The organism is Bacillus sp. COPE52 (assembly GCF_003355115.1).
GTDB classification, from domain to species: Bacteria; Bacillota; Bacilli; order Bacillales; family Bacillaceae_G; genus Bacillus_A; species Bacillus_A toyonensis.
Genome location: NZ_CP031292.1, coordinates 517,195 through 539,781, shown reverse-complemented (window position 1 = coordinate 539,781; position 22,587 = coordinate 517,195). Strand labels below are relative to the sequence as shown.

Here is a 22,587-nt window from a genome sequence, read left to right as displayed (position 1 = left end):
AAAATACTAGTAAACAATAGTTAAGGAGGTATCCTTTCATGACACAGGATTTATTATTTATTACAAAACCTACTGTAACGACAAAAGAGGCAGCAGACTTATTAGGAGTAACCGTACAGACAATATTAAAGAAAGAAAAAGATGGATTAATAGAATGTGTATATAAAAATAACTGGAAACAATTTGGCAGTAAGATTTTCTATTTGGAGGATATTGAACGCTTAAAAAATAAAGATGTAGTTAAAGGCCTTAGCACAAAAGAAGTGGCTGAAATTCTTAATGTAGCACCATCTACTATCTTTACATACATCAAATCTGGAAAATTACCTGCGACAATGGTAGAAAGACGAGGAAAACAAGTATATCTTATCGATGAAGAAGAGCTAGAGATTTTTATGCTTGATTATGAAAAAGCTAAAACAAAGGAGCGAAAAACATTCATCACTAAGATTCAAGATGAAGATATATATCTATATCAATTATTAAGACATCTACATACCGGAAAAACAGCTAGGGTAATAGAGATCAATGGAGCAGATGGAAAAATTCTTACAGAGGATGAAGAAATTTTCCCACTATCCACTTATAAGGAACATGATTATTCCTTTGAACCTCTTCAGAAACAAGCGGTAATTACAAAACGTGGGTATTTATCTTTTTCATTTAAAAAGCCTCAATTATATAATTCCATTACTTATAATCTAATTAACTTATTTTATAAAGAACTTGGTGTCACAAATATGCGATTGACTATTACATCAGATACTATCAAATTAGAAATTAAACCTTTCGTATTACAAGTAGAGCCATTACAATTTCAAGAAGAGATTAAATACTTACATTCTCATATGATATCCGGCACGATACTTCCACATGTAGAAGGGATTTACTTTAAAAGTAATGTAGAGCCATTAACTTTTCATGCTAATCATGAATTTAAACAAAAAATAGTTCAAATGGCCGCGGATGCTGGTATGGGACAGGAAGAATTCTTATTGCAAGCTGTAAAATCTTATATAAGAGATTTAGAACAACGATAAATATTTATTAAATAGAAAAAGCGTAGGAATTGAATCTTTCTATGCTTTTTAAAGTATTCAATTTAAATACTCATTTCCAATTAATGAGTACCTAAAAACTATATACGGAATTGGATACCGCTGGGCACATGAAGATAAAGATGTAAAATATCACCAAACAAACAACAAGGGTAGTAGGTTCTTATGAAGCGTATTTCAGTTAAATTTTGATTTTATTTTTTTATCTGCACCTTTCTAATTGAAAGCATATTATTTCTTTTATTGCATTACTGCTTAGTCGATACAAGAGTTCAAGAAGAATTGAAATCGCTCCTTGCCAGAGAAAATAGTCACCGTGATGTTTTATAATCCAACGATATCCCATGTAGCTCACATGGAATCTGAAGCTGAAACAAGAGTTGTAATCACTTCTAAAACTGGTGAAATACTTGCAAAATCAAGTGATGTAGATGCTTCCATGGAAAAACATCTATATACAAAAACGTCTGATGTTAATACAAACGGGAGTGTTGTAGAGGACCGTTGGAAAACATCTAATTCTATTTATACCATTAGTCCCATTCAAATCGGAAATGAAATTAAAGGCTATGTATATATGTTTTTAGGTACAGATTCCATTAAGCAAATGATTCAATACTTAACTTACCAATTTATATTTGTTGGATCTATTACTTTCATTCATTTTATCGTTATAAAACGTTATATATTTTTTAAAGAAAAGACACCCTAAGGTGCCTTTCTCCGACTTAAACCACTTAATAACTACCAAGTGTTAACTGATAACAAGATCGAATTAGTATGTACTTCAAAAAACTGCATGTAAATTGTTGATAATTCCTTACAATTTACATGCAGCTCATTAATTAATAAATCTTAAAGCTCATTCCCTAACCCGGACGATATAATGCTTCTTCTTGATAACATATTAAGGAAATAACGTTACATACATTATTACTTTCACTATTTTAAAACGGTTAATCAAAAGTTCTCTTAAGTAATTTACTAATATCATTAGCCACTTGCAGCAGCATCTTTTATTGCTATACTAGACCAATCTAGTTTCAAATACCTATAACCAAAAGCAACAAATAGTCCCGCAATATAAATATAAAACCCTACCCAAGGACCGTAAATCCCAAAATCTAATAAAAAGGTAAATATAAAAGATAATGGTATAAACACGAACCACCCTAAAATCAAAGCGACTTTCATTGTATAATAATTATCTCCAATTCCTCTTAGTCCCCCAGCCAAAATTAACTGAAGTCCGTCAAAAATTACAAACAATGAAGCAAACCGTAATATCTCAACAGTTAAGGACAGTACCATTTCTTCTGTAGTAAATAATTTTGCGATATATTCCGCACCTAAAAAATAAATAATTGTAAAAGGAACTATAAAATATGTCCCTATTTTTACAACATCAATACCGATTTTTTTTGCAATCAATGGACTTCCTTTTCCAATCTGTTGACCTATCAATATAGTTGCTGTTACTCCAAATCCTATTCCAGGTAAGTATGCAAGTGATATTACATTCAACACAATCTCCGTGGCAGCCAATTCAATATCACCAACTCTAGAAATGAACACAGTAAAGAGAAGCATCGCCCCACTCATTCCAAGTTCTTCTAGACCGATTTTTAAACCTTCGAAATTTACTAATTTGAATTTCGTCTCTTTAAAACTTATTAATTTCTTTGTAGCATACCAATTATTTTCTTTTAAATAACATACTAGTAAACAAGTAACCTGAACAATTTCTGAAACAATGAATGCCCAACCTGCCCCTAGCACACCTAATTTAGGGAAAAATAAATAGCCATTTACTAGTAACAATGCTATTAAAACATTTAAAGTATTACCCAGCATAGAAAAATACATTGGAGTTTTTGTATTTCCAATACCTCTAAAAAATCCATTTAATACTACACGAAACATATTTATAGAAAATGCGATTATTCTTAATCCTAAATATCCTATCCCTATCATTGCAATACTAGATGAAACTCCCATCACTTCAAAGATCCATTTAGGCGCAAAAAATGCAAATAGTATAAAGAATGGAAGCAGAGCAATAACAGAATAGATTCCAGTATAAGTATATATACTACATTTTTTAAATTCTCTAGCTCCATAAGATTGGGATACTAAGAAATTTACAGCAAAACCAATACCACTAAATAGAGCAAACAAATTTAATATAATTACATTTGTAATGCCTACTGCAGCAATAGCTTCATAGCCTAAATGACCAATAATTATAAGGTTTATTACCCCCATAAAGTTAGTTGAACTCATTTCGATTATGGTAGGAATTGTCATCTTTAAAATTTTCTTATTTTTACTCATTTTCAACTCCTATAAAAAAGACATGTCACTGCTGCACCATTTCCCAAATTTACTACATCGCTTTGTTCACATGGTAAACCTCTTAACATTGCTCCTGCAAATTCTCCATTGATAACATAAAGCCCCCAACATAAAATAGCTTTCTTTAATTCGATTGATTTATTTATCAAAAAAGGAATCTCCTCTTCAATTGGATATACTCTCTCTTGAACAATATATACGGCATCAGTTTTTAATAAATTCGAAATTTTGTTTTCCCAATCATTTTCATTAAACTTCCACCCTAATAGTACCTCATTTCCCCCATATCCAATTGTAGGTTTAATAACAAGGTTATCTTTGTTTTTTATGATATAATCAAATCCATTAGTATCCAAATTATTATCTGGAATTATAATGTCTTTTAAAAATCGCGTCCATGGGATACACCTTTCTATTAAATTCAACTCTTTTTTTGTAAATAAATGTTTATACTTTGGATCTGAAAGAAATGCAAAATTCCCTTTATTACTATAAAGCTCTGTATGAAATCCTGTTAATAGTTCCAAATTCCCTGCCTGATAAGCTTGAACGATTGGTTTTACTTCTTCAGGATTATGAAGAGCATCATCACACAAAAATACTCGATATACAATATCAACTGTATGATTTCCTACTACTAGCATATCATTATTACATTCTACATCTTTTTGAGAACATATCACTGCCTTATATCCAGCTTCTATTAACCTTAATTTAATATAATTTAAAGTCCCATAATAACTATCCAAATATTCATCCCAATCCATAACAGCAATTGTTATTTCACTATTTTCTTTTCCAATTTTTATAGCTAAATTCTGGATACTCTTTATTAGTTTATCCATCGGATCAATATAATTCCATCTTTCAGATCCTGTTAATGATTTGTAAAACCCATAAGATGTCATCATTTTATTTAAATGACCTATATCTATTCCCCCGACACTACTATCCACATTTAATTCTAAAAATTTATGTCCAATTTTAGTGAAATATAAATCACTACGGGCTATTAAATTATCATTCTGATATGTCGACATCATTAATTCATATTGTTTCTCTGAAAACCCTAAAGCTGTGCACATATTTAAAATATTCCCCTTAAATATACGTTCGGGTAAAGATACAATAATATCTAACAATGATTTAGTATCTTCACCAATAAGGTTTAATTGTAATTCATCTAAAATTCCCGGTTTTGGAATGATTTCTGTTTCCTTATCCAAATAATACTGGAGGATTCGGTCTTCAACCATTTTATTTTGTAACTTATTAAATGAATCAACTGCCAGTTGAGGCATATCTAACACCTTTAAGTTGAAATCATCAATAAGTGCCCTCATATACTCGCTACCTCTTCTTTTATAGCTTTTAATGCTATTACAGGCTGCTCGTATCCACCTTGTCCCAAATTTATAACAGCTTTATCTGAAATACGCGATACAATCCCAGCATATTTACCTCCAAACATAAATATATCAATGCCAAACTTTTTATTTTCTTTTATAATATTTTCGCCTTTACATTCCAATATCTGCACACTTGGAATTTCATTATACTCTTGGACTATCCAGTTTTCATTTTTATTATCATTTATAATTTTGGACCATGTCTCATGATTTGTATATTTACCTAAAAATACGTTTTCTCCACGTGTAGAATTGTCTACTTTTAAAACAAAAAGATCTTTATTTTCAATAATATATTGAATTAAATTTACTTCTTCTCCTTTGAAACTGGTAATAGTTTCTTCTAATTTCCTTGTCCATAAAATATGCTTATTAACCATTTCAATTTGTTCTTTAGATAGATATTTTTCTTGGAATTTTGAATCTGTAAGTAACGCTAAAGTCATTTTACTCTCTCCAATAAACATAGAAGAATACGAGTTAACGTTACAGACTAATCCTCGTTCACATGCTTCAATTACATCCTTCATATCTTCATTTCCCAACTCTAATTGGTCAACTTTATTATAAATAATATCAATTGGTTGTTGATTAAATATTAATTGTTTTCCTTGTGAGTCTAATTTTAAATCTCTCAAATCACAAATAATAATTTTGTAACCCATTTCACACCCATATTTTTGAATGTGCTCTAATTCATATGAGTATTTTTCAGCATAATTCACAAGCGCAATTTGAGGATTTTCCTCATTACCTCCCATTTCTCTATAAGCACTGACTAGTTCATTAAGGAATCCATTAGGTGTATCACACAGAAATTGCTTCTTTTCATAAGAATTAGTGATTTCTTTAATTATAGGTAAATCAAGCCATTTCTCTTTCAATTTTCCCAATACAACAACGCCTCCAGGACAACAAGCATTCGGTTCCACTACTTTAAATTCATATCCACCATTCCATATGCAGTCAAACCTTGAAATGCGTATCTTTCTCTCATAACCTGGATTGATATTAATTAGCTTTTCATATTTACTATAATATGAAAAGTATTCCCTAATCTCTGTATCTTTCTCGTAAGCATCTAATACTATTTCTAGAGAATCAGATAATATTTCAGAAGCCCTCTTAAAATAATCGTTTTCTTCATCTGTAATTGCTAAAGGTTGCACAGAAAAAGGGAGTGCCTTTCCTTTAAAAACCAAACCCTCATTCTGAATTATTTGATCTACTTTCCTTAATGTTTCTTTTAAACCCACTTCATTTTTTGTTGCTAAAGAATGAAATTCTGATTCAAGTTTTTTAAATAACATATAAAACTCCTCCTTTTATTTTCTTTTATCAATTACACGAACGACTTTTCCTGAACTTTCTGAAATTTTCATTTTTTCTCGTCCTACTAAGCTAACTTCCAATGGCTCAATAACTTGTAATTGAATCATTTGTTTTAATTTAGGTGTAAAGTTTAATATTCGATTTTTAATTATACTTATCAAATGTTCTTCAATTTTCTCATCCAGATTTTTCCCTGAAACTTCAAAGGACACTTGAATCTTATCTCTATTTTGATGTTTAGTTATTAACAATTGAAATTCCCCAGTTAACTCTTCTAAATGACTACATGCTTGGGCGAATATTTGTGGAAATATTTGTTCCCCACCTAATTTAATTATCTCTCCTTTTCTCCCCACTAATTTAATTTTAGGATTTGTTCTACCACATGGACATAAAGTATCTATTTTCATTGCTAAATCGTTAGTTTGGTATCTAATAATTGGCATTAATTTTCTTTTTAAATTCGTAATAACAAGTTCACCAATATTACCATCTTGTGTAGGTTGACCTTTTTCATTTAAAACTTCAGTATATTGTAGCTGATCATGTATATGATACATACCTGGCTCACAGTAATCACACTGAAAACCTATAGTACCAACATCCATGCTTTGAAATACAGATTTAAAACTTTTTACTCCTAATATGGACTCTAAATAATTCTTTGTAGAAGAATACATTTTTTCGCCACCATAAACAATCTGATTTATTGAAAGAGTTTTGTTTGACTTCTCTATATATTGCGCTAACGGTATTACATCAGATGGCATAACTAATAGCGTTGTAACATTAAACATTTTTATATAATTAAACAGTCTTTCGAGGTCTGAGCTAATACCAATGGGAACAATTTTACATCCTGTTCTTTCAAGTCCTAGGTAAACAGTAAATTCAGATGTTAAAAATCCAGGCACTCCAAATGTAGCAACTGCATCATTTTCATTAATCCCAGCCATTGCATAACCTTTTCCATGAAAGAAAATATTCTCTTTCAATTCATCTGAGGTCAAATAAATAATTTTAGGTTCTCCAGTTGTCCCTCCACTTGTAAATACATACGAATTCCGGGGTGAACCTGTCAGCATATGTATGGGAGGTGTCGTTTTAATAATATCCTTAGAACTTATCATAGGAATTTTTTGGAACTCCTCCAAACTATTAAGATTGACTTTCACTTCTTTATAAAATGTTTTATAAAATGATGAATATTCCTTAGCTAAAGATAAAACTTCATTAATTCTTTCTAGTTGCCATTTTTGTTTTTCTAAAATTGGGATAAAATCAGTCGTTTCCTCTAACTTTGAAAATATTAAAGTATTAATTAAAGATCCTCTCCTTTTTATTTAATTAAACTTTGCAATACATATAGTATTTTTTATCACATCCAACTCCATAATTACTAAATTATGTAATAAATGTTACAACCCAAAGTTTATACACAGGAATTATTTTTTGGAATGCAAAAAATACTACAAATTATTACATTTTTCGATAATTGTGTATTTTTTAGCATTTTTTTATTTATTTATTAGTAAATCCAAGCTATTTTTCATATTTCTTCAAATTCTATTTTGAAATAAATGTATATTTTATACATAACTGAAAAATCGGAATTTTATTGATAAATCCAACTCTAATTTAATATTATTTATAAATATATATAGATTTTAAGTTATTATATTTGTTATTTTAATCATTTTTATACACCAAGGAACAATCTACATTTCATAAAGCCCTCACCCTCTTTAACATGCAATCCAGTGAAATAACTCGTTTTAGATACGTAGAATTATGGTTTAACCAGTAATCAATGATCAGGTGTACTTACCCTAGGTATACCTGAGTCTATTTGTTCCCCAACTCGAAAGAGATAAATAGTTTTGTTCAATAGTACGATGAATGCTATTATTTCATAAATTGTCAACAAGCGTTATGTATGTACGAGAAAAAGGAAGGAGCCAAATAAGCACCTTCCTTTTTCAATCAATTAACTAAATTACTCTCCGGTAAAAATTTAAATAGTGATGCTGATTTATAGGCGTCTGATTACGCATTAAACATGCTAGCTGTGTAAACGAAAGATATTAGTAGACGGGTTTACCGTATGAAAAATATTGACTGGAATTTTGTTACTCCCCATCCGTTAATACAAGTAGAAAATCGAACCATCAACTAGCTTTCGAAGGTGACGTTCCTTTAATAAAGGATAATCATAAAATAGAGTTACATCATTTAACGCAAAAAAACTGGTTCAATGGTCGAAATACTAGCTAATAAAAATGATGAATTTAATAAAGCACTGCATTATTAAGTGAAATCAGGGAAAAGTTTTAGAAATAACAAAGATATATATATACAGTATAAAAATTTTAGGAATAACTATTGGAAAATGAAAGCGCAAGAACATTTAGAAGGAAAATAAAAAGATGAAAAAAGTGATGCACTCATAATGCATCACTTTTTTAGATAAATACGGGAAGTAGCTCTTACGATTCAAAGATTCATTTTCCTGCCTTCTACCCTTCCCACTTCAAACAATCTGTAAGGGCGTTAAGTGGTGAGTAGTTCAAACCTAAACTAATCATTATGAATGATAGATTCTTCTTCCTGATTACTGGTAATGCAGACGCGATAGATAAAACCAATGCAGTACCCAGTATAAGAAACAGTGCTCCAAAATAAAATACAAAGTATAAAATAACATCGATTAAAGGTTCCATAATAGCCCTGCCCTCCGAGGGATTCATTCTACAGAATACACTTATGTTATATAGAAAGTCAGGATACTGAACTTAGTTATCCACATCTTCAACCTCATTTATATCTCTTTAGGAGATTTTCAATCCCCTCTACTACTGATTTCATATTAGTGTAATGAACTTCATTATTTTATTTTTTTACATACTCTTTTTATACGAAATTACTTATGTTTCTTCGCTTTTTCAACGCTATCTCTTTCATCGGCTATTCGTAAAGAATCACCTGTGAAAGACTTTACTGTGAAGGGTAGATTCTTTTCATAATCGTTCTCTTCGTTTTTCTTACCGTTTTCAATAAACTCTTTTAATGATAAGGTAATTTGTTTTTTGTCTCCATCGTATGACCAATTTCCTGTTGCATAGTTTTTCTTTTGTTGTTCTTTGTCTTGACTTTCATACATGGTCATCGTTCCGTCTTTTTTGAAGTCTATACTAAAAGTTACCTTTTCAAATTTATAAAAGTCCCATACTCCTACTAACTCCTTGCCGCTTGAAGAAAGTTCAATTATTCCATCTTTAGGATCAGGCACAGAATCATCATCAATATAGGTTTTATTGACAGAATCCTTCATATCCTTCTTCATCTTATCAAGTGCTTTTTGCCTTGCATCAGGGTATTTCTCGTCTATCTCCTCAAACAGCCCTAACCACATATAAATCCCTTCTTCTATACTTTTCGTACCATTTTCTACGATTTCTTTCATTTTAGATGTACTGTACGTACCGTCTTCATACTTTTTAACCGCATCTTCTACTTTCTGTAAGTTTCCTTTAATATCCTTTGTCCCTCTTAGGATCGCATGCTCATAGTAGTCTTTAAAATGGGAAGGTGGAGTTAGGCTTGCAAATTTGTTTACATCATTCTTTGTTGTATCTATTTGGTCTAATACACGAGTTATATGAACTTTATCACCTGTAAATAATAAATTGTTTCTCTTCTCTAGTTCCTTCGCTTCATATTGAATGTTTACAAATTGTTCGTATAAACGATACGGATACTCTTTTTCTGAAACTTTTACCATCTTTATATCTGCATTATCTACTTCGTCTGAAGGAAACCCCTCTACATCGTTATCGTATCCTGACTTGTTTGTTTCTGGTTTACTTTCTCTACTATATGACTCAGTTTTCACTTCAGCCTTCTTTTCAGATTTATTCTTCTCATCTTTTTCAGTTTTAATTGTAGCTAATGCACCTCTTAATTGTCTTTCAATCTCTTCATCACTATAGTGCAAACGCTTCATGTCTTCTACCATTTTATCTGCTTTAAATTCTTTATCTACCAGTTTGTACTCTGACTGTGTAAGTCCATATGTTTCTGTTGTGCAACCCGCTAGCAAGAAACTTACACTGAGCCCTGTTAATGCGATACCTTTGAGTGATCTGTTCATATTCTTTTGCCCCTTATCTTTTCGTACTTCTTCTCTCCATCCATAGATAGTCCATTATTAATGTTTTCACGATATGTATTGTCTGCTATTACTGTTTTGCTTTCCTTACTACCTATTTCAGCCTGATTTATCTCATTTACCGTATCAGTATTAGGCATTAATTCGTAATATCATTACAAAAAAGGACATACCTATGCATATAACCGTTAACCAGATATATCTTTTTATTATTTTATAGTGAAATAAATAATGGGTCAAAGAAATTTTGCGAAAATTATACAAAAAAAGGAATAATTTGTTGCTTACCAGCAATAAATTATCTGGGTAAAGAAGAAATATTAGAGAATATCACATTGTTGTAGTCTGTAGTATTTTTGAATAGTATTTTAATGACTATGCAGTACGGAGTGATTCAAAAAGGACCTCTTACGGAAAGATAAGAGGTTATCAAGAAGATAAAAAGGTTATCAAAGGCTGCACGAAACTCTCAGCGGATGATAACCTTTTGAAATATTGTATCAATGATTTAGATAGCTACTTACAAATATATCATTGAGCCACTCCAAATACATTGATTTCAGCCGCACTTGTCCATGGATTATTGTTTACCTCGCTTAATGCTCGTAGTCTAATATAACGACCTGTCTTGTTTGCAAAGCTGACTTCTTTCAAATTAGTATTATTTGCAAAAGCACCTATGGACACAGCTGTTCCCCAATTCACTCCATCACCACTGACGTAAAACTCATAGTCCTTAATCGTCCCATTTATTTGGCCGTCTTGCCTTGGCAGGTAGCTAAATTTGGAGAGGTTATAGCTCGCACCCAAATCAATTTGAATCTCGTGTGGCATTGGAGCTACAGGGCTCCAGTTTGTATGCCAAAATGTGTCTTTGTTTCCATCAAAGGCATACGTACCTAAATTGTACCAATTATAGCTATCTACATATTTTAGTGACCAGTTTGTTTGCGGAATTAAACTAGCTTCTTTTGTTGTGACTGCTACATTCATAGCAGAATTACTTGTACTTGTAGTCGTAATCGTTACTCCTGATTTTTCTCCCGTGTAGGTATTACTATTCGGATTGGTGTCTGGACCAAAGGAAGCAGCATGATTTTGATTCGTGTAATAGAACGGGTCTTGGTATTCACTGATGGATTGCTCTATATCAATGAAAGGATGAGGATCACTGGAATTATTATTCATGGATTCATCAATATGCCAAACCGCAATACCACCAGAATTTGTTGGTAAGCTCGCATCATATCCAACCTTTGCGCGATTCTCAACTAAAAAATACGTATTATCCTTTAAAGGAATCTTTAACACATTATAGTTATTTGGGATCGCATTTAGAGTAAAATTGTTAGTAGTATTTACTACATTTGGTGTTACAAATCCTAATTTTACTTTTGACCAAGCATCCATATGACCGGGTGTAGCTCCATAATCTTCTCCTTGAAGACTATTCCAAGATCCGTTACCCATTATACTTAGACTACCCACATGATTATTATTACCATATAGATCTGGCAGGCCAAAGGAATGACCTAATTCATGAGCAGGTATACCAATCGTTGCCATATGACCATATTGTTTTTCACCCTGCGCCGTATACATTCCTGATACAGTAACACCATCGTGATTTGTATCGGGAGCATACGACTGATGTGCCCAAATATAAGGAAGTGGAGCACCAGGAGCAGCCTGTTCATTTCCAGCAAGAAAACTTACAATGTAGAAGCCATCTTTAGAGTCAATGACTTGATCATTATTAGTATCAAAACTAGCAAAATTCACTTGAGAATCAGCTTTAGCCAATGCATCTGTTATAACCGTACTCATGCTTTTTCCCGATGTACTCGGATGAGCATAGTCTAATTTTATTTTAACTACCCCATCATTTTGCGTACCATACGCTTCGGAAGCTGGAGTGATCTGTACTTTTCCATTACTTACTTCATTATAGTAATTCTTTACTGACTTTTGATTTGTAGAAAAGAATTTGTTACTCCAATCGTTATCGCTATATGCAATATCAACATCTGTAAACCCAATCAACAAAACAAGTAATTTTTTGGTCCCTATAACTGGAGTGACAGTTCCATCAATATTTTTTGGTGATTCTTTTTGTAATTTATTCATGTGCTCCTGTTTTTTCTTTGCTTGAGGGTTGTATTTCTTTATCCATTTGTTCAAATTGTCCTCATTTACCGCCATTGAAGGCTTCTTATCAATTTTATATTTTTTCCCCGTCGATTGTAGTTCATCTGATGTAAGCTCAGCGTAATTCCAATACCCCTTCTGATCTTGTAAAATCACTTCGCCATCCTTTGTACTTACCCAATGGAACCATTCATCTCCATGTAACGTGCCCTCAAAAGATTCGCCTGAAGGCTGCTTCATTTTGACAATTCCATCGTGTGCTGGTGCGGCAAAAGCATTCGTTTGAACATACAAAACACAAATTAAAGAAAAAACGGACATGAACAGGAATTTAAAAATTCTTTGCATAAACTTTCCCCCTTTTTCAATGGTATGTGCCATATTCTGTTGATAGCCAGACTAGATTCATACATGGAATAAATCGAGAGATACATCTGAATAAGACTAACAGAATACCTTTAATTATAATTACAATAAATTGAAAAAATGTTATTTTTTAATTTAATTAATACTTTCTCAATATTAGTCAATGAAAGTTACGTGTGGAGTTCCGGAAAAAATTATACTTTTTTAGAATGTATATAATGCCACATGTTGAATAAGCCAAATTACATAAAACAGCCCGCTCTTGTGTACCATGCTTATTTTTAGATTTTATAAATCCCGGCTCTTTTGCAAGTTGTAGAAGAATATGTAGAGATTCACCGAAGAAGTGAAATTCATCTCGAATCGATAAATACATAGAAAAACGCCATCCTTTCCTATAATTCTGTAGAAAGAATAGCGTATTTTTCATATAAAAGGTACTATATAAAGAGATTTCACCCTTTCAACTTACAATGTACTTCAACGACTACTAGCTACTTCCTAAACGTTGTTCCTCATTTACTAATCTGTTTATGCTTTTTTTAAATTTGCAAAAGGACCAACAATATCTTCATATTACTTATTAACCATTATTGGCTGGATTCTCTCCTGAATTCCCATCATTACTTGGTTGCATTGGCGTTCCATGGCCATCCCCATTGTTTGGCAGTGTTGTATTTCCTTGATCACTACCATTGTTTGGTGGCTTTGTATTTCCTTCGCCACTACCATTGTTTGGTGGCCTTGTATTTCCTTCGCTACTACCATTGTTTGGTGGCCTTGTATTTCCTTCGCTACTACCATTGTTTGGTGGCCTTGTATTTCCTTCGCTACTACCATTGTTTGGTGGCCTTGTATTTCCTTCGCTACTACCATTGTTTGGTGGCCTTGTATTTCCTTCGCTACTACCATTGTTTGGTGGCCTTGTATTTCCTTCGCTACTACCATTGTTTGGTGGCCTTGTATTTCCTTCGCTACTACCACTGTTTGGCTCACTTTGCTTTTGCTCTTCTTGTTTCTTTAATTCTTCTTGTTTCTTTTGCTTTTCTTTTTGCTTATTTTCATTCGGCTGTTCAGTCGTATTGGCTATTTTCGCATTTGGAGAAGAATCACGCTTCTCACCTTTAATACGTAATTCGCTACCTTCTTGAACTACACTGTTCGGCATTTTAAATTGCGACTTATCTGTAGCAAAATTAGTCATCATTTCTTTAAAAATCAACTGAGCAATCTTCGTATTTTTACTACTAATATAATTTTCTTTACTATCTTTTATATATCCAGTCCATACTGCCATCGTATATTGTGGTGTATAACCAGCAAACCAACTATCACGGGTTGCACTTTCTGGTAGATTATATTTTGCTATTTGTTCTAAAGAATAGTTTGTTGTACCTGTTTTACCTGCTATATCTAAAGAACCTATATTAGCTGTCGTACCCAATCCAGATGAAACAAAAGTACGAAGCATATCAGTAATCATATATGCTGTAAAATCCTTCATAACTCGTTTTGGCTTTTGCTCAAAGCTTTTTGATTTACCATCTGTATAAACGACTTTCTTAACAAAATGCGGTTTCGTATACTTACCATCATTACCAAATGCCGCATAAGCACCTGCAATTTCAGTTGGTGACGCTTCATTTGTACCAATCGCTGTTGATTCGGTCGGTGCTACATTAAATGTAATACCTAGCTTTTCAGAGAAAGCTTTTGATTTATTAATTCCTACTTCTTTTGCAGTTTTAATTGCCGGTATATTTCGGGACGTTTTCAATGCATCACGCATTGTAATTGGTCCTAAATGCTTTCTATCTGCATTTCTAACTTCTTGTCCTGTTGAATACTTAAATGGAGAATCATCAATTTGATGGTAAGTAGCCCATTTTAAATATTCAATTGCAGGAGCGTAATCAAAAATTGGTTTCATCGTTGAACCTGCTGAGCGATTTAATTCAATCGCCATATTATGCCCTTTAAATACAGTTTTATTTTCACCACGTCCGCCACCAATTGCACGAACTTCTCCAGTTTTCGTATCCATAAATGTGAACGCCCCTTGGAATCTCTCATTTGGATAATTAATAATATTTTCATTTAAAATCTTGTCCGCAAAATCCTGTGCCTTTGGATCTAATGTTGTATAAATTTCTAAACCGTCAGATCCAATATTAGCATCTGGCAACTCTTTTTCAACTTCTTTCACAACCGCATCCATAAAAGCAGGATATGGCATTTCTTTTTGTTCAGTTGCTTTCTTAAGTCCTTCTGTTACTGGAACTTTTGATGCTTCTTCCATTTCTTTTTTTGTAATATAACCATGTCGATTCATTAATTCAAGTACAACATTTCTTCTTTCTGTTGCTTTTTTGATATTTTGTTCTTTCGTTGGATCATAGCTATTAGGCGCTTTCATTAAACCAGCAAGCATCGCAACTTCTGGTAGTGTTAAATCTTTCAATTCCTTACCATAGTAATTTTGTACCGCTGTTGCGATTCCATATGAACGGTTGCCTAAGTAAACTTTATTTAAGTACATTTCTAAAATTTCATGTTTTGAATACTGTTGTTCTAACTTGTACGCTAAATATATTTCTTGCACCTTTCTCTTTGACGTTTTTTCCATTGATAAGAAGTAATTTTTAATAACTTGCTGTGTAATCGTACTTCCACCTTGAGAGCCGTAATCCCCTTTTAGGCTGACTAAAACTGCACGTGTAGTACCTTTAAAGTCTACACCTCTATGCTCATAAAAACGTGCATCTTCTGCTGCTAAAAACGCATTTTCTACTAATTTAGGAATTTGACCATACATAATATTTGTTCGTTTTTCTTTCCCATATTCATATATCAATTTCCCATCTTTATTATAAATTTTTGAGGATAACGGATTAACAAGTTTTGTTTTCTCAAGTTTTGGCGCATCCTTGATCATAACGAAAAAAGTAGCAACCCCTGCGACTAACCCTACAATACCAAGTAATAAACAACTAATTAAAAACTTACGAAAAAATGATGTTTTACCTTTTGGTTTTTGTTTTTTAGCAGCTGGTTGTTTTTTCTTTTTAACTTGTCGTCGCTCCTCTCGAGAACGATAATTTTCTGACATGCTACTTTCTCCTGCCTTTCAATTCTCCTGTTGATTTACTTAAAATTATTGAGGTTACCTTCAGAAATATACTTATATTTAAAAAGTGTGCTAAGCAGAAACAGTACATAGTTTTATAATCTATAGATTATAAAACGTAGATTAACTCTTGAACTAACTATTCCATCTCTATTCTGTATAATAATGCTGCCCCTTAAAGCAAGAAAATTGTGAGCTGTTCCTCATCTCTTTGCACTTTATCTAATATTTGTAATAGCGAGTTCTTACATTACTCGTCTAATATAATGGTTCTTGTTAGCATAATCGTAATGAAAAGAATGTAAAAAACGATTCTTTTGATGTAAAAAAGAATCGACTTCTAATTTTTCGAATAAAATGTTCCCCACTGTGTTATCACTATAATGAATATCCGTCTCCGCAATTTCCCCCAAGAGTCATACCGGTATCCACTTGATTCTCTGTAATTGGTGAATACTTGACTAAATCATATTTTGTATAAGTGAAAATATCACCTAATTTGTCAATTGGCTATTGTAGTAAAAATGCCCCTGCACCTTAAAGGTAGATGCGTAAACAAACCATTCGTAAGGTAATCGATAGGTAACTGCCCATTTTGTATCAGCGTCGATTGGATAGTAACCCAGTCAAGCGTCAAACTTTTCTCAAGTTGCGTGGGTGCTCAATGAGGCGTATGATTTTCATATTTAGTTTTCTCTACTTTTTCTTTAGCTTCCATCTAAAATGGTTCACCTGTAAAAGTTTTACACTTGCAAGACTTAAACTTAATACTCCAACACACATCCCTATTTTTAACATCCTTGTACTTTTCAAGATAATCAGTCCTTTCGTGTTTAGCAGTATTTAAAATAGATGTCAAACCAGACTCAATGTATCATGTTTGGGTACTAAGTTTTTAGGATTACATTTAATAGACAATTTAAGTAATAAATTTGTTCCACTTTAATATGAGGAAGAAATTTGAGTTTGTATAGTAACGGAACCGAAACGCTAATAGGGGGACAACAACGAGGAATAGAATTTCATAGAAAATCCAATCTTAGCTTGATAGACATGTAATACCATCAGCGTTTTGGAACATTATCACGCTAAGCAAAAAACCTCACTTTTCATCTTTTTTCAGATAAGAAGTGAGATTTTTCGTTTTGGTGTATTTATTTTTCTTAACTTGATGGTGACCAGTTTTTACCCATATAGACGTAATTTTTTACTTTTCTGTAATATTTACAAATTCAACGGCTCCCTTACCCTCAGTACCTAAAGCCGTATTCAATTTATTTATTTCCTTTGTTAATTCTGGTTCTTTCCCCTGATTGACTAAATTAAGATTCCCAAAAGATTTATTAAAAGATAGAAATTGTCTTGTTTTTTCTTTCCCATTTATTTCTTTAAATAAAGTATCATCTACAATTAAAAGGATTTCGTTGGATCCACCACGATATGGCGCTAGCCATACATCACCTTCATACTTAGTACTCATTTTTTTACCGTCATATGTTATTTCTTTTAAGTCCTTATATTCTTTATTTGCAAATATGATAGTTTCATATTTTCCTATTTTCGGTAACGAATCAAAAGGGACTGAAGATTGAAGCCCCTCGTTATTATCCCTTTCACGTATGAGCCCTTTTTTATTCATTTTTTCAGCGGTTGTTCTACTAATAAATTGTAAATTACTAGGCGTATCTGCCCCAGCATCCCCAAACTGTGTCGGGAGCTTTATGTTGAGCTTGTTATTATCTATAGTCCCTTCTTTTAATTGATATAAGTCTTGCGAGGTTGTTATATCTTTGTATGAGTCAATTATAGAGTTTCTTGTTTGTTCGTTTATCTTTCCTACTTCTATTGAAATTCCATTTGCTGGAGAGTCTTTTGTACCAAATAATGAATATGCTCCTAACGCGGTAATTGAAATACCAGCTACTATTAATAACCCAAGTCTTTTTTTCAATCTATATTCTCCTTCCTTTAATTATATTTGAATTAAAAAATCGTTTTATACATTTTTTTCAAGTATTGAGATCGAACAAAGTAAAAGTATATAATTTGTAAAACTAAGAAACAAACCAATACTATAACGGAACTACCCAAGACTGAAAAATTAGCTAACTTTTGCAAGGCCATAAAAGCTACGGCACTATGTGTAATTGCTATTACAATGGGCAAAAAGAATAGTAATGCAAGTTGACGTGTCACAATTTTCTTTAATTCAGGTTTACTTAAACCAACTTTTGCTATCATTTTATATTGCTGCTGATTTCGTTCTAAGTCTGTGTATAATCGGAAATATAAAAAGCTTGCAGCAAACGTAAAGAAAACAATGCCTATTAATACACTCATGATAGATGCAAGTCCAAAACCTTGTTTCATCACTATCCATGTAGATATTAAAGAAGAAAATTTATATTGTTTGTTGTATAATTCAGGCTCATGTATACCTTCATTATCTTTCTGAAGAGTAGTCACGATTTTTTCAGCAACCATTTTTGTTTGATCCCAATTTTTCACAATAAAACCATTGATAGTTGATTGTCCATATTGTTTCTCTGGGTCTACAATCATTTGATTATATAAAACGTCTGGTACAATAATTATCGTGACGGTTGTATCTTGTAGTTCTTTCGGAGCTAGTATTTTATCTACATGCATATCTTTTTTTATAGTTTCGTGCAACAATTGAAATTCATTTTGATTAGATTTTGTATTAGCGACTTTTTTTGAAGGAATGACAAAACTACTATTTTGATTTTTTAAGCTTTCTTTTTCAAAATCAAATGATTCTGCTAACCTATTGTAATCACTTATTTTTATAACGCTTAATAATACATTGCTGTTATAAAGGGTATCTGGAATTTGTTTTATGGAATAAGCTACTTGTTTGAATTTAAACCCACCATTATTGAGTTCGCTTTCTATTCTTTTTAGATGCTCTTTTTCTAAAGGATTATTATTATAAGACTGATAAGAAAATGCGAAGGGACTATTTGATTCAGCCATGGCTGTGTTACCTAATCCCATACAAGTTCCCACTGCAGTGAAGGCAACAGCAGATATAATAGTGACCATAAAAAACATTTTTGCATTATCTTTTAATTGATACACTAAATCTGAGATGGTGAGTATGTTTGTTTTCTTAAAGAAAATATTTTCCCTTTTCTTTAATACACGTAACACATACACACTGAGCTGTGTAAATAAGAAGTACGTTCCAAGTACAACAAAGCTCACCCCTATCGCCATCATGAATAATACATATTTCACATCCTTGTAATGAATTGCGTTAACACTATGGAAAACAGCTGTATATCCTAATCCAATACAAATTAGTGCGAACAAAGATAGCCACAGGGATGCTTTGGGTTCAGGCTTTGGCTTTTCTTCTGATTTTATCAATTCTACTAATTGCTCTACATTTACTAGTCGAGAAGTGAAAAGTGAAATAAATAAAAATAGTGATAAGAATGCTCCAAATGTTATCCCAATTGCTTTAAATGGCATGTAAAATGAGAGTCCTTTATCAATCATTAGCAGATTGTTGCTCATAATTAAGATAAACTTAGAAAACGCCATTCCAATTGTAATTCCTGTTAAAATAGAAGCGATTCCAATTATTATATTTTCAATAAATACTAATTTATTCAACTGTGAACGTGACATCCCATGTAGCATCAGAATTCCAAAATCTTTTTTTCTTGTTTTTAAAAATGCACTTACAGAATATAGGATAAAGAAGAATGAGAAGAAAAATATTAACCCCTGCGATATCTGTAATCCTGACTTTGCAAATGTATTGATTGTTACACTGGCAGCAAGATCGCCTTGTAAATTAGGATGAAATGCAAGTAATGCATAAGTAAAGAAAATCATAATAGCAAACGTACTACTTAAAAAATGAGCCAAATATGTTCTTTTACTACGAATAACGTTATTAAATGCGAACTGTCGAAAAGTCATTTGCATTTCCTCCTAATAATGCTAAAACCTCTAGAATTTTTTGATAGAATACTTTGCGTTTATCTCCACAATAAATCTCATTGTATAACTGTCCATCTTTGATAAACACAATTCGATCACAATAACTTGCAGCCATTGCATCATGTGTCACTAACATCATCGTTGTGCTGTTTTCTTTATTAAGCTTTGTCAATAATTCCATCACATCACTAGCAGATTTTGAATCCAGATTTCCTGTAGGTTCATCCGCAAGTAATAATTTCGGATTATGAATAGTAGCACGTGCGATTGCAGTTCTTTGTGCCTGCCCACCAGAAATTTCATACGTACGTTTATCTAATATTTCAGTTATCCCTAGTTTTTTAGCAATAGCTTCTACTTTCCCTTCCATTTCTCTAGGACTGACACCATCAAGCGTAAGTGGAAGAACAATATTTTCTTTCACTGTCAATGTATTAAGGAGATTAAATGATTGAAAAACAAACCCTAATTCACGTCTTCGAAATAAAGACAGCTGATTTGGAGATAACAGATATGGATTTTCTCCATGAATTAATACTTCTCCTGATGTTGGAGCATCTATAGTAGACACCATATTTAATAGCGTTGTTTTACCGCTCCCCGATGGTCCCATAATTCCTACAAATTCACCTTTGTTTATTTTTAAATCAATATGGGATAATGCTGTATAAGAGATTTTCCCAGGATAAACCTTCCCTAAATCTGAAACATGTAGTATCTCCACAAGTATTTCACCTTCCATTTCTCTTTTCGATACATGAAGTGTAACCTATATATAGTCTGTCTCATATCGATTTCCCTAACAGTTACCTAACAAGTTTGTAAGATTCAAAAGAAAAACCGATGAAAAGTATACCTTTCATCGGTTAACGAGATGCATACGGGAATATGATTCTGACTTTTGTTCCCTTACCTACCTCAGATTCTAGCTCAATCTTATGATTTAATTTTTCACATACTTCTTTAACAAGATATAATCCCATTCCTGTAGACTCTTTGAATTTTCTACCATTTTCTCCAGTGTAAAACAGATTAAAAACACGTGGTAAATCAACAGTAGGAATACCCACTCCATAATCTCTTACTTCCAAAATAATTGCTCGTCCTTTTGAATACGCCGATACTATTACTTTCCCTTTCTTACTTGATGAATATTTAATTGCATTTGACAGTACTTGATTGAGTATGAATCGAAACCATTTCTTATCTGTTTCTACAATAAGACTCGGGTCTACTTTTACTTCTGGATACACATAACTACGTATAAACAGACGTTTATTTTCATGAATAACAGAATCAAGCATTCCCAATAATTGCAATCGTTCTACATGAAAATCCTGTTCAAATGTTTCTAAACGAGCAACATATAAGACCATTTCTAATCCTTTTTTGATTCTTTCCGTTTCTTCATTAATACTGTCAAATTGAGAGTCATCTGCATCTTGTGTAATTAACTCAATAACAGAAAGAGGTGTTTTCATTTGATGAACCCATTGATTCATAAAAGTCATTTGTTCTTGTTGTTTTCGTTCCCATTTTTTTAATTGGTTTTGATAATATTGATATTGAGTTTGTAGTAATGTTTCTAAGGCCATTGATAACGGAGTCAAATCACTATCTTTTATTGATTCATTTAACGTTTCCATTGGTGTTGATAGACGCTTGTAGAATGAACGATGACTATAATAACGATATATTAAATAACCCATTAATAAAAAAACACCCAAAAATACAGAATATAATGCTGTCAAAATATGTGGATAACCATCAAACCAATATATAAAAAGAATGATAAGCAATTGGGCAAATGTATAACAAATGAGTGGAATATGTTCTTGTAAAAATAATTTCATTATTCCTTTCCTTCCCTCTCCCAAGTAGCATGCAAACGATATCCAGCACCACGAACTGTCTCCAGTGCGTTTTCAATACCTAAATCTTGCAATTTCCTTCTAATTCTCCCTATATTTACACTCAATGTATTCTCGTCTATATATGAACTATCCCATAGTTGCTCTAAAATCACTTCACGTTTTACAAGGAGTGGAGACTTTGTTATCAATATTTCCAATAAAGTTGTTTCTTTTCTAGTAAGTATAATTGTCTTATCTTCTAGTTGAAGTTCCATTCTTTCTGGGAACAGGAATAATCCTGATTGCTCAACTATTCGTTCTTTTACTTTAGGAGCATATTCACCGTATGCTCTCCTGAGTTGACTACGGATTTTAGACATTACAACTTCATAATAAAAAGGTTTCGTAATGTAGTCATCACCACCATTTTCTAAAGCCATAACTTGATCCATCTCTCCACTCCTTGCAGATAAAAATATAATTGGACAAGTAGAAATAGCTCGTATTTGGCGACACCAATAATAACCGTCAAAATTAGGTAAATTTACATCTAATAGCACTAAATCTGGTTTTATCTCTTGAAATATTTCTAAGATATTTTCAAAATCCTCTATAATAACACTTTGGTATCCATATTTTTTTATATGAGTTCCCAGTAATTCAGCGATTTTCATATCATCTTCTACAATCATGATTGTATTCATTTCGTAATCTCCTTTAATTTAGGTGTAATTTTTAAAGTTCGTTTAGTGTTTTATATTTTATTTATTTAAAAAAGATGATATCTTATATCCCC

15 protein-coding genes are annotated in these 22,587 nt (G+C 32.2%); 2 read left to right on the top strand and 13 right to left on the bottom strand.

Features of this window, described 5'->3' with window-relative positions; genetic code table 11:
• The first annotated feature begins 38 nt into the window (after nt 1-38).
• Together DPQ31_RS02615 and DPQ31_RS02610 are read left to right on the top strand one after the other, a co-directional pair.
• A complete protein-coding gene (locus DPQ31_RS02615) occupies nt 39-1,040 on the top strand; it encodes a helix-turn-helix domain-containing protein (RefSeq protein ID WP_098710991.1) in 1,002 nt (333 codons plus the stop codon).
• 334 nt (nt 1,041-1,374) lie between these two features.
• A complete protein-coding gene (locus tag DPQ31_RS02610) occupies nt 1,375-1,770 on the top strand; it encodes a hypothetical protein (RefSeq protein ID WP_261797499.1) in 396 nt (131 codons plus the stop codon).
• 281 nt (nt 1,771-2,051) lie between these two features.
• Here DPQ31_RS02610 and DPQ31_RS02605 read toward each other — a convergent pair whose 3' ends face one another.
• From DPQ31_RS02605 to DPQ31_RS02545, 13 genes are all read right to left on the bottom strand, one after another.
• A complete protein-coding gene (locus DPQ31_RS02605; RefSeq protein WP_098710990.1) occupies nt 2,052-3,392 on the bottom strand; it encodes an MATE family efflux transporter in 1,341 nt (446 codons plus the stop codon).
• A 2-nt stretch (nt 3,393-3,394) separates the two neighbouring features.
• The gene (locus DPQ31_RS02600; protein WP_208731521.1) at nt 3,395-4,756 is read right to left on the bottom strand and encodes a hypothetical protein; all 1,362 of its coding nucleotides are present in this window, start codon (nt 4,754-4,756) and stop codon (nt 3,395-3,397) included.
• Nucleotides 4,753-6,132 carry an ATP-grasp domain-containing protein gene (locus DPQ31_RS02595; RefSeq protein WP_098710988.1) on the bottom strand — a complete coding sequence of 460 codons (1,380 nt, stop codon included), beginning with the start codon at nt 6,130-6,132 and terminating at the stop codon, nt 4,753-4,755. The genes DPQ31_RS02600 and DPQ31_RS02595 overlap by 4 nt, the downstream gene beginning before the upstream one ends.
• A 15-nt stretch (nt 6,133-6,147) precedes the next feature.
• A complete protein-coding gene (locus tag DPQ31_RS02590; RefSeq protein WP_098710987.1) occupies nt 6,148-7,284 on the bottom strand; it encodes a phenylacetate--CoA ligase family protein in 1,137 nt (378 codons plus the stop codon).
• Between the two features lie 1,386 nt (nt 7,285-8,670).
• Entirely contained in the window at nt 8,671-8,874 is a 204-nt protein-coding gene (locus DPQ31_RS02585) for a hypothetical protein (protein WP_098710986.1), read from the bottom strand.
• A 200-nt stretch (nt 8,875-9,074) separates the two neighbouring features.
• Nucleotides 9,075-10,304, bottom strand: coding sequence for a DUF3994 domain-containing protein (locus DPQ31_RS02580; protein ID WP_098710985.1), 1,230 nt, complete (start codon nt 10,302-10,304; stop codon nt 9,075-9,077).
• A gap of 549 nt (nt 10,305-10,853) precedes the next feature.
• Nucleotides 10,854-12,818 carry a M6 family metalloprotease domain-containing protein gene (locus tag DPQ31_RS02575; protein ID WP_208731520.1) on the bottom strand — a complete coding sequence of 655 codons (1,965 nt, stop codon included), beginning with the start codon at nt 12,816-12,818 and terminating at the stop codon, nt 10,854-10,856.
• A 601-nt stretch (nt 12,819-13,419) separates the two neighbouring features.
• Nucleotides 13,420-15,945 carry a PBP1A family penicillin-binding protein gene (locus tag DPQ31_RS02570; RefSeq protein WP_208731519.1) on the bottom strand — a complete coding sequence of 842 codons (2,526 nt, stop codon included), beginning with the start codon at nt 15,943-15,945 and terminating at the stop codon, nt 13,420-13,422.
• A 1,225-nt stretch (nt 15,946-17,170) separates the two neighbouring features.
• Nucleotides 17,171-17,914 (bottom strand): lipoprotein BA_5634 family protein, encoded by a 744-nt coding sequence (locus tag DPQ31_RS02565; protein WP_208731518.1) that lies wholly within the window; start codon nt 17,912-17,914, stop codon nt 17,171-17,173.
• A 32-nt stretch (nt 17,915-17,946) separates the two neighbouring features.
• Nucleotides 17,947-19,917 carry an FtsX-like permease family protein gene (locus tag DPQ31_RS02560; RefSeq protein WP_208731517.1) on the bottom strand — a complete coding sequence of 657 codons (1,971 nt, stop codon included), beginning with the start codon at nt 19,915-19,917 and terminating at the stop codon, nt 17,947-17,949.
• Complete coding sequence (locus DPQ31_RS02555) at nt 19,892-20,662, bottom strand: ABC transporter ATP-binding protein (RefSeq protein ID WP_315969878.1); 771 nt, start codon at nt 20,660-20,662, stop codon at nt 19,892-19,894. Before DPQ31_RS02555 ends, DPQ31_RS02560 begins: the two co-directional genes overlap by 26 nt.
• 142 nt (nt 20,663-20,804) lie before the next feature.
• The gene (locus DPQ31_RS02550; protein WP_208731515.1) at nt 20,805-21,791 is read right to left on the bottom strand and encodes a sensor histidine kinase; all 987 of its coding nucleotides are present in this window, start codon (nt 21,789-21,791) and stop codon (nt 20,805-20,807) included.
• On the bottom strand, nt 21,791-22,495 hold the full coding sequence (locus DPQ31_RS02545) for a response regulator transcription factor (RefSeq protein WP_098710997.1): 705 nt from the start codon (nt 22,493-22,495) through the stop codon (nt 21,791-21,793). The genes DPQ31_RS02550 and DPQ31_RS02545 overlap by 1 nt, the downstream gene beginning before the upstream one ends.
• Between the last annotated feature and the right edge of the window lie 92 nt (nt 22,496-22,587).

Coding starts and splice junctions, on each gene's coding strand:
- DPQ31_RS02550 (WP_208731515.1), bottom strand. CDS start 21,791: ATGAAATTATTTTTACAAGAACATATTCCACTCATTTGTTATACATTT.
- DPQ31_RS02600 (WP_208731521.1), bottom strand. CDS start 4,756: ATGAGGGCACTTATTGATGATTTCAACTTAAAGGTGTTAGATATGCCT.
- DPQ31_RS02575 (WP_208731520.1), bottom strand. CDS start 12,818: ATGCAAAGAATTTTTAAATTCCTGTTCATGTCCGTTTTTTCTTTAATT.
- DPQ31_RS02570 (WP_208731519.1), bottom strand. CDS start 15,945: ATGTCAGAAAATTATCGTTCTCGAGAGGAGCGACGACAAGTTAAAAAG.
- DPQ31_RS02560 (WP_208731517.1), bottom strand. CDS start 19,917: ATGACTTTTCGACAGTTCGCATTTAATAACGTTATTCGTAGTAAAAGA.
- DPQ31_RS02615 (WP_098710991.1), top strand. CDS start 39: ATGACACAGGATTTATTATTTATTACAAAACCTACTGTAACGACAAAA.
- DPQ31_RS02595 (WP_098710988.1), bottom strand. CDS start 6,132: ATGTTATTTAAAAAACTTGAATCAGAATTTCATTCTTTAGCAACAAAA.
- DPQ31_RS02580 (WP_098710985.1), bottom strand. CDS start 10,304: ATGAACAGATCACTCAAAGGTATCGCATTAACAGGGCTCAGTGTAAGT.
- DPQ31_RS02605 (WP_098710990.1), bottom strand. CDS start 3,392: ATGAGTAAAAATAAGAAAATTTTAAAGATGACAATTCCTACCATAATC.
- DPQ31_RS02545 (WP_098710997.1), bottom strand. CDS start 22,495: ATGAATACAATCATGATTGTAGAAGATGATATGAAAATCGCTGAATTA.
- DPQ31_RS02585 (WP_098710986.1), bottom strand. CDS start 8,874: ATGGAACCTTTAATCGATGTTATTTTATACTTTGTATTTTATTTTGGA.
- DPQ31_RS02590 (WP_098710987.1), bottom strand. CDS start 7,284: ATGATAAGTTCTAAGGATATTATTAAAACGACACCTCCCATACATATG.